The organism is bacterium, from assembly GCA_035703895.1.
GTDB lineage: Bacteria > Sysuimicrobiota > Sysuimicrobiia > Sysuimicrobiales > Segetimicrobiaceae > Segetimicrobium.
Window position 1 is genome coordinate 23,900 of record DASSXJ010000327.1, and the last position, 6,281, is coordinate 30,180.

A 6,281-nucleotide genomic window follows, 5' to 3' on the forward strand; every position below is an offset into this window, starting at 1 on the left:
TCCGCTCGCTATCGGGGGTCGGCCACCCAGGACTTCTCCACGAAGACGGTCCCGGCGTCGTCCTTGCTCGGACAGTTCCCATAGGTGAAGATCAATTCGGCTGTTTCAGTGTCGCTCATATTCTGCAGCCCGTGGATGACCCCGGGCGGGATGTACACAAATTGGTTCTCGGTGACAGTATACTCCTTGCGCTCGTCTCCCATGTACAGTCTGAGCGTGCCCCTCCGGATGAAAAACGAGGCCTCGCACGAATGGTAGTGGGCCTGATTGCGCCCTCGAGGAGGAATCCGTGTCCGGCCCATCGTGACCGTCTTCGATCCCACGCTGTGCTTGTCCACCCCAAACGCGATCACGAGCGGCGGCTCGTACGTCACATCCTTGTTGATCTTCTCGGAATCGACGATGGCATAGCTCGACACGATCGGAACCTCCTTTTGGGTCACGCCCGCGTAGCACGAGTTGTCTGCGCGGCGGGCCGTATCCTGCCCGCCGGCCTACACCTCGACGTCGCACGTCTGATCCGCCTGACCCAACCCCAGCATCTCGACCAGCTTGCCAAACCCGTCCGCGAACGCCATGAACGCGCCGAGCTCGATCAACTCTTCATCGGTGAACTCGCGCTTCCACCGCGCGAGGTGCTCGTCGCCGATCGCGTGGTAATCCTCGCTGAACAGCGTCGCCATCTCCAGGGCGGCCCGCTCCCGGGGCGTGAAGATTGGGTCGCCGGGATCCCACGTCGCCTCGATCTTGGCCTGCTGGAGGCCCATCTGCTCCGCCACGGCGGAGCGGACGCCGCTTCAGTACCCGCAGTTGCGGAGGCGCGCCATCCTCACCCGCATCAATTCCTTCAGTGGATGCTCGACTACGCCCCGATAGAATGTATCCTGCCAGCCTGAGTAGAAGGCGTTGAGCGCCACCGGGTGGCGCGCGAGGATCCGCAGTAGGGTCGGGTTAGGGGCGCCGCGCTTGGCGGCATCGTCAAACGCCTGCCGGACTTTCGCATCAATAGCCTGCTCGTCCACGGGCTGTATCCGTATCACCGGCGTCTCCTTCTCGAAAGGCTCGGACCGCTTGTACGTATAATAATGGAAAAGACGCCTCTACACGACCGATGGACAACACGCCCGATCTTCAGCCGTGGCGAACCGACACGATCGACGGCATGGTCGTCGAATGGGACGTCGGTATCCGCATGAACGATGGGCTTGTGCTTCGGGCCGATGTCTTCCGTCCTGCTGCGCAGGGCCCTCACCCGGTGATCCTCTCCTATGGGCCCTACGCCAAGGGGCTGCCGTTCGAGCAGGGGTATCCGGACCAATGGCGGCGTCTTTCCGAGGGCCATCCCGAGGTGCTCCGGGGGTCGACCGGCCGGTATCAAAACTGGGAGGTCGTCGATCCTGAGAAGTGGGTACCGGATGGGTACGCCTGCGTGCGGGTCGACTCGCGTGGCGCGGGCCGGTCGCCGGGGTTCCTCGACCCGTTTTCCCCGCGCGAGACGCGCGACTTCTTCCTGTGCATCGAGTGGGCCGGGGAGCAGGCGTGGAGCAACGGCAAGGTCGGGCTCCTCGGAATCTCCTACTACGCGATCAACCAGTGGCATGTCGCCTCGCTCGGGCCCCCACATCTGACCGCGATGTGCCCCTGGGAGGGCGCCGCCGACTGGTACCGGGACATGGTCCGGCACGGCGGCATCGTGTGCGTGTTCTGGGACAATTGGATGAAGAAGCAGGTCATCACGGTGCAGCACGGACTGGGCGACCGCGGTCCGCGGAACCCGCACACCGGGCAGCCGGTGGCCGGACCCGAGACGCTGCCGGACGAAGACCTGGCGGCCAGCCGCGCCGACCTGCGGCGCGCGATCTTGTCGCATCCTCTCGACGGCGATTATCACCGTGAGCGATCGCCCGTCTGGTCCCGCATCACGACGCCGCTCTTGTCTGCCGCGAACTGGGGCGGGCAGGGCCTGCACCCGCGCGGGAACTTCGAAGGGTTCGTGCGGTCCGCGTCACGAGAGAAATGGCTGGAGGTGCATGGCCTCGAGCACTGGACCGAATTTTACACTGATTACGGCGTGGGGCTCCAGAAGCGTTTCTTCGACCACTATCTAAAGGGCGCCGACAACGGGTGGGAGCGGCAGCCGCGCGTGCACTTACAGATCCGGCACGTCGATCGGTTCGTCCCGCGCGCGGAAGAGGCGTGGCCGATTCCCCGCACGCGCTGGACGCGGTTCTATCTCGATGCGAGATCTGGGACGCTCGCCCCGCAGCCGATCGCTCGGGCCGGGGCCGTGGACTATGACGCGCTGGGGGATGGCGTCACGTTCTCCACGGCGCCCCTCGCGCATGAAACCGAGATCACCGGTCCGGTGGCCAGCAAGCTGTTCGTCGCGTCGAGCACGACCGATGCCGACGTCTTCGCCGTCCTGCGGGTCTTCGACCCCAGCGGCCGCGAGGTCGATTTCCAGGGCGCGCTCGACCCGCACACCCCAATCGGCCAGGGCTGGCTTCGCGCCTCCCACCGGTGGCTGGATCGGGCCCTCTCCACCGAGTGGCGCCCGTACCACAGCCACGATCGCATCGAGCCGCTCACCCCGGGCCGGGTCTACGAGCTCGATGTCGAGATCTGGCCGACGAGTCTCGTGGTGCCGGCGGGCCATCGTCTCGCCCTGACCGTCTTGGGCAAGGATTTCGAACGGCCGGGGGCCGGGCTGGAGATCAAATCGTTCGTGAATCCGCTGCGGGGGTCCGGGCCGTTCCTCCACAATGACCCCGAGGACCGGCCGCGGGCCGTCTTCGGCGGGCGAAACACCATCCACACCGGCGGCGCCTCTGCATCATATGTACTCTTGCCTGTGATTCCGAGCTAGGCGGGGATGGGCGACCCCGCACCCGGGAGCCACCGGCCCCACCCCGGCTCACCCACCGGCCGGCCGTCCTTCGCCACGAGGCGCCCTCTAGAGAACGTCATTACCGGCCCTCCCACAACGGCCATCCCCGCGTAGGGACTCCACCCCGCCTTGCTGATCACCTGGGCGTCCCGGATCACGCGAGACCGCGCGGGATCCACCAGCGCGATGTCGGCGTCCGCGCCGGGAAGCAGGCCGCCCTTCCGCGGATAGAAACCGTACAACCGCGCCGGACGCTCGCACAGCGCGTCCACCACCCGCTCGAGCGTCACCCATCCGTGATGAACCGCGTGCAGCATCAGCGTGAGCGTCGTCTCCACCCCCGGAAGCCCGAAGGGGACCTGCCAGATGTCACCGTCCTGCTTCTGCGCCCGGGTGGAGGGCGCGTGATCGGTCGAGATGTGCGTGATGCCGCCCTCCGCCAGCAACCGCCACATCGCGGCCGCCTCCTCTCCGCTCTTCAGGCGGGCCGGGGGCGTGAACTTGCGAAACGGACCGTGATCGAGCACCTCTGACTCCTGGAGAAAGAAATACTGAGGGCAGCTCTCCACCCACAAACTGGCGCCCCGCATGCGCTCCCGCCGAACCAGGTCGACGGCCTCGGGATGGCTGGTGTGGGCGATGACGACGCGGGCTCCGGTCATGCGCGCAAGCAGCGCGGTCTCCGCCGCGGCAACCTCCTCGGCCTCGCGTGACCGCCACTCGGGGATGATCCCGTAGTCGATCCGGCCTGCCGCTCGAAGGACCCGCTCGCGCTCGCGGGTCATCGCGTCATCCTCGCAGTGGATCAACAGGAGACCGCCGAACCGCGCGGCGGCGCGAAAGCACTGCAGGAGGTCGCCGGCCAGCACCGCTGGGACACCGTGCGTTTCGCAGGTGAACACTTTCAGGTAGGCGGGACCGGCCGCCCACAACTCATGCAGCCGGTCGAGCCGGTCCGGCCAGACGTGGGCCCCGAGACCGAAATCGATAAGCGAGCGGTGCTGGAGGTGGGCGACCTTCCGGTGCAGTCCCTCGACGTCGAGGACGGGAGCCGCGTGGGTATGTTCGATCACGGTGGTCGTCCCGCCGACCGCCGCTGCCGCGCTCCCGGTGATGAAATCCTCGCGGTCGGGCTCCCCCGGATCCATGAAGTGCACGTGGCTGTCCACGACCCCGGGAATCGCCAATAACCCGCCGGCGTCCACGACCTGCGCGGCGGGGGTGTCGTGGGTCCCGAGCGCCACGATCTTCCCATCCTGCACGTGGATATCCGCCGGGAATCGACCCCGCGCGGTGACCACGATCGCCCCTCGTATCGTGAGGTCCGTCACGAGGCCACGCGCACGACGATCCGCCCGGTCGCTCGGTCCTCCCTCACCATCGCCAGCGCCTCGTTCGCCTGGTCCAACGGAACCTCGCCGGAGATCACCGGGTGGACGAGGCCCCGTGCGACCAGGCTCAGCGCCTGTCGAAGTTCGAGGCGCGTCGCATACCTGCTGCCGAGCACCGTCAACTGTCCGAGCACCAGGCGTTCGGTCGGCACGGCCGGGTATTCATCGGGTTGGGTGGTGTACCCGACGCCGACGATCCTTCCGGCGGACCGCACCAGGGCGGCCGATGCCACAAGCGACCCACCGTGGCCGACCGTGTCGATCACGACATCCGCGCCGCGCCCTGCGGTCGCTGCGTGCACTCGAGCCGTCGCGGCCTCGCCGGCCGGGAACGCGTCCTCTGCTCCGGCCGCACGCGCGGCCTCAAGCCGGTGCGGCTGAATGTCGACCGCGAACACGGTCGCGCCCGCCGCCCTGGCGATCTGCACCGCCTGGAGCCCCACGCCGCCGGCGCCGAGCACCACGGCCGTCTCGCCGGCGCGGAGCCCGCCGCGCGATACCACGGCGTGGTACGCGGTCCCGAGCGCGCAGGTGAGCGGACCGCCGTGTTCGGGCGGGACGTTCGCCGGCAGAGGGAGCACGCAGTCGTCCGGCACGGCGAGATACTCTTGGAATCCACCCGGGGTGGCGAATCCGGCCCATCCCTGGAGATTGGTGCAGAGGGTTTCCTCGCCGGCCTGACAGTGCGTGCACGTGCGGCAGGCCCAATAATGGTAAACCACAACCCGGTCGCCGACGCGGCCGCGGGCGCCGGATCCCAGAGCCGCAATCTCCCCCGAGATCTCATGTCCCGGGACGTGGGGGAGCGGCAGGGACGCGGAGAACGGCATCGCCCCGGCGACCACCTTCAGATCGGAGCGGCACACTCCACACCCGATGATCCGCACCAACACTTGCCCCGGCCCCGGGGACGGCTTCGGCAGGTCGGCCATCTGCAGTGGCGCTCCATACCGCGCGACCACCATGGCGCGCATCATCTCACCCCCACGGGTGCGGTCCGGTCACGCCGCGAAGATCACCGCTCCCCGCCCAAACAGACGGCCTTCCCGCAGCATCGCGTGCAGCGTCTCGACGTTCTCCAGGGGAACGGCCTGCGAGACGACCGGACGGATCCTGCCCTCCTGCACGAGCCGGGCGGCCGTGAGCACCTCGGCCCGGCTGCAGTACCGCGAGCCGAGCACCGCGAGTTCATCCACCACCATGCGCCTTGGGATCACCTGGAACCCGACGTCGGCAAATGTCGTGAGCGTGATCATCCGGCCGCCGCGCCCGAGCAGCCCGAACGTCCACGTCAGCGTCTGCTCGCTGCCCACAAGGTCGACGGCCACCGTGGCCCCGCCTGCGAGGGCCACGCGGGCCTGCGCCTCCGCATCGGGAGCGCGAAAGTTGACCGCGTGCTCGGCTCCCAACTCGCGGCACCGGGCCAGCTTGGCGTCATCTGTGTCCACGGCAACCACACACGCGCCGAAGAGCCGCGCCATTTGGAGCATATGGATCCCGACGCCGCCGCCGGCGCCGACGATCAGGGCCCGATCGCCGACCCGGACCCCCGCCCGCGTCGCGCACACATGGTACGGGGTGGCGATCGCATCCGGAATTGCCGTGCCCTCGACAAACGGCACCCCCTCCGGCAGCGGGAGCACGTTCCCCTCGGGCAGTGTGACGAACTCGGCGTAGCCGCCGTCTCGGTGGATGCCCACGTAACCGCGGTGGTCCCGGCAGAGCGAGTCCCTGCCGGCCCGGCAGAACTCGCACCGCCCGCAGGTCAGGTAGAAGAACGCCATGACGCGGTCGCCCGGCCGGACGGCATGGACCCCGGGTCCAACCTCGGCAACGACCCCGGTGATTTCGTGTCCCGGGATCCGCGGCAGCCCGTCGGGACGCGCCATCTGGCCGTTCATGGCGTTCAGCACCGTCAACCCAACGCCGCATGCGCGGACCGCCACCAGCACCTCGCCCGCCTGCGGTGTTGGGCGGGGCACTTCGACGAGCGCGAGCGGGCC

7 protein-coding genes are annotated in these 6,281 nt (G+C 68.3%); 1 reads left to right on the plus strand and 6 read right to left on the minus strand.

Features of this window, described 5'->3' with window-relative positions:
* Window positions 1-8: 8 nt before the first annotated feature.
* The 3 genes from VFP86_21645 to VFP86_21655 all read right to left on the minus strand — a co-directional run bounded on the left by VFP86_21645 (window position 9) and on the right by VFP86_21655 (window position 1,040).
* Window positions 9-419 carry a cupin domain-containing protein gene (locus tag VFP86_21645; protein HET9002253.1) on the minus strand — a complete coding sequence of 137 codons (411 nt, stop codon included), beginning with the start codon at window positions 417-419 and terminating at the stop codon, window positions 9-11.
* Window positions 420-494: 75 nt separating this feature from the next.
* A complete protein-coding gene (locus VFP86_21650; protein ID HET9002254.1) occupies window positions 495-767 on the minus strand; it encodes a hypothetical protein in 273 nt (90 codons plus the stop codon).
* Window positions 768-797: 30 nt separating this feature from the next.
* Complete coding sequence (locus tag VFP86_21655) at window positions 798-1,040, minus strand: hypothetical protein (protein HET9002255.1); 243 nt, start codon at window positions 1,038-1,040, stop codon at window positions 798-800.
* Window positions 1,041-1,111: 71 nt separating this feature from the next.
* On the opposite strand from VFP86_21655, the gene VFP86_21660 reads away from it, so the two are divergent.
* The gene (locus VFP86_21660; protein HET9002256.1) at window positions 1,112-2,866 is read left to right on the plus strand and encodes a CocE/NonD family hydrolase; all 1,755 of its coding nucleotides are present in this window, start codon (window positions 1,112-1,114) and stop codon (window positions 2,864-2,866) included.
* Here VFP86_21660 and VFP86_21665 read toward each other — a convergent pair.
* The 3 genes from VFP86_21665 to VFP86_21675 all read right to left on the minus strand — a co-directional run.
* Window positions 2,863-4,188 (minus strand): dihydroorotase family protein, encoded by a 1,326-nt coding sequence (locus VFP86_21665; GenBank protein ID HET9002257.1) that lies wholly within the window; start codon window positions 4,186-4,188, stop codon window positions 2,863-2,865. The two genes, VFP86_21660 and VFP86_21665, sit on opposite strands and share 4 nt — an antisense overlap.
* Before the next feature lie 26 nt (window positions 4,189-4,214).
* A complete protein-coding gene (locus VFP86_21670) occupies window positions 4,215-5,255 on the minus strand; it encodes an alcohol dehydrogenase catalytic domain-containing protein (protein HET9002258.1) in 1,041 nt (346 codons plus the stop codon).
* A gap of 24 nt (window positions 5,256-5,279) precedes the next feature.
* A partial coding sequence (locus tag VFP86_21675; protein HET9002259.1) for an alcohol dehydrogenase catalytic domain-containing protein occupies window positions 5,280-6,281 on the minus strand: 1,002 nt, incomplete at its 5' end.